3 protein-coding genes are annotated in these 1,288 nt (G+C 70.7%); all 3 read right to left on the reverse strand.

Annotation, left to right across the window (positions count from 1 at the left end; translation table 11 throughout):
• The coding region (locus tag ABZ471_RS48720) for an adenosylhomocysteinase (protein ID WP_359075631.1) at positions 1–224 on the reverse strand (224 nt) is incomplete at its 3' end.
• On the reverse strand, positions 202–1,110 hold the full coding sequence (gene metF, locus ABZ471_RS48725) for a methylenetetrahydrofolate reductase [NAD(P)H] (RefSeq protein ID WP_359075633.1): 909 nt from the start codon (positions 1,108–1,110) through the stop codon (positions 202–204). The genes metF and ABZ471_RS48720, both read right to left, overlap by 23 nt.
• A gap of 16 nt (positions 1,111–1,126) precedes the next feature.
• Positions 1,127–1,288, reverse strand: a 162-nt coding sequence (locus tag ABZ471_RS48730) for a methionine adenosyltransferase domain-containing protein (protein ID WP_359075635.1), incomplete at its 5' end; no start/stop codon positions are given.

The raw sequence follows: 1,288 nt of genomic DNA on the forward strand, positions 1-1,288 counted from the left end.
AGGGCGACCAGGGTCTCGATGAGAACGGCGGTCTGCACGGTCATGTGCAGCGAGCCGGTGACACGGGCGCCGGCCAGCGGCTGCGTCTCGGCGTACTCCCTGCGGATCGCCATCAGGCCGGGCATCTCGTGCTCGGCGAGGGTGATCTCCTTGCGGCCGAACTCGGCCAGGGAGAGATCGGCGACCTTGTAGTCGGTGGCGTCAGCCGACGGCTGAGAGGACATGCCTGCTCCTTGTTCTCTGTATGTTCTGGTGGATCTCGAGCGCGGCCGCCGAGCGGTTCAGCGTGATGTAGTGCAGTCCCGGCGCGCCCTCGGACAGCAGCCGCTCGGCCATGGCGGTGGCGTGGTCGACGCCGATGCGGTGGGCCTCGGCGGGATCGTCGCGGGCGGCCTCCAGCCGGTGGGCCAGGTCTTCGGGGAACGCGGCGTGGCTGAGTTCCGCGAAGCGGCGGATCTGCCGCACATCGGTGGCCGGCATGATCTCGGGGATGACCGGGGTCTCGCATCCGGCCTCGGCGAGCCGGTCGCGCAGGCGCAGGTAGTCCTCCACGCGGAAGAACATCTGCGTGATGGCGTAGTCCGCGCCCGCCCGGCACTTCGCGACGAAGTGCCGGACGTCGCTCTCCCAGTCGGGCGAGCGCGGATGCTTCTCCGGAAAGGCGGCGACGCCGACGCTGAAGGCACCCGACTCCTTGACCAGGGAGACCAGCTCATGGGCGTGGGTGAGGCCTTGCGGGTGCGCGACCCAGGGGGCGTTGGGATCGCCGGGCGGGTCGCCGCGCAGTACCAGGACGTCGCGCACGCCCGAGTCCGCGTACTGGCCGATGATGCGGCGCAGTTCGGTCATGGAGTGTCCGACAGCGGTCAGATGCGCGACGGGTCGCAGCGTCGTCTCCGTGGCGATCCGCTGGGTCAGGTCGATCGTCCGGTCCCGGGAGGTGCCCCCGGCTCCGTACGTGACGGAGACGAAGGTGGGGGCGAGGGCCTCCACCCTGCGGATCGTGTTCCACAGGACGCGGGCGCCGGCTTCGGTCTTCGGCGGGAAGAACTCGAAGGAGAAGGACGGCTCCTCGGCGAGGACGGCCGCCGTCAGGCCCGTGGTGGTCATGCGGACCTCCGCTCCGTCATGCGGACACATGGCGGCGCAGGGCGTCCACCCGGTCGGTGCGCTCCCAGGTGAAGTCCGGCAGCTCGCGGCCGAAGTGGCCGTAGGCGGCGGTCTGGGTGTAGATCGGGCGGAGCAGGTCGAGGTCGCGGATGAGGGCGGCCGGGCGCAGGTCGAAGAC

The sequence above is a fragment of the Streptomyces sp. NPDC005728 genome (assembly GCF_040630895.1).
GTDB lineage: Bacteria > Actinomycetota > Actinomycetes > Streptomycetales > Streptomycetaceae > Streptomyces.

Coding starts and splice junctions, on each gene's coding strand:
- metF (WP_359075633.1), bottom strand. CDS start 1,110: ATGACCACCACGGGCCTGACGGCGGCCGTCCTCGCCGAGGAGCCGTCC.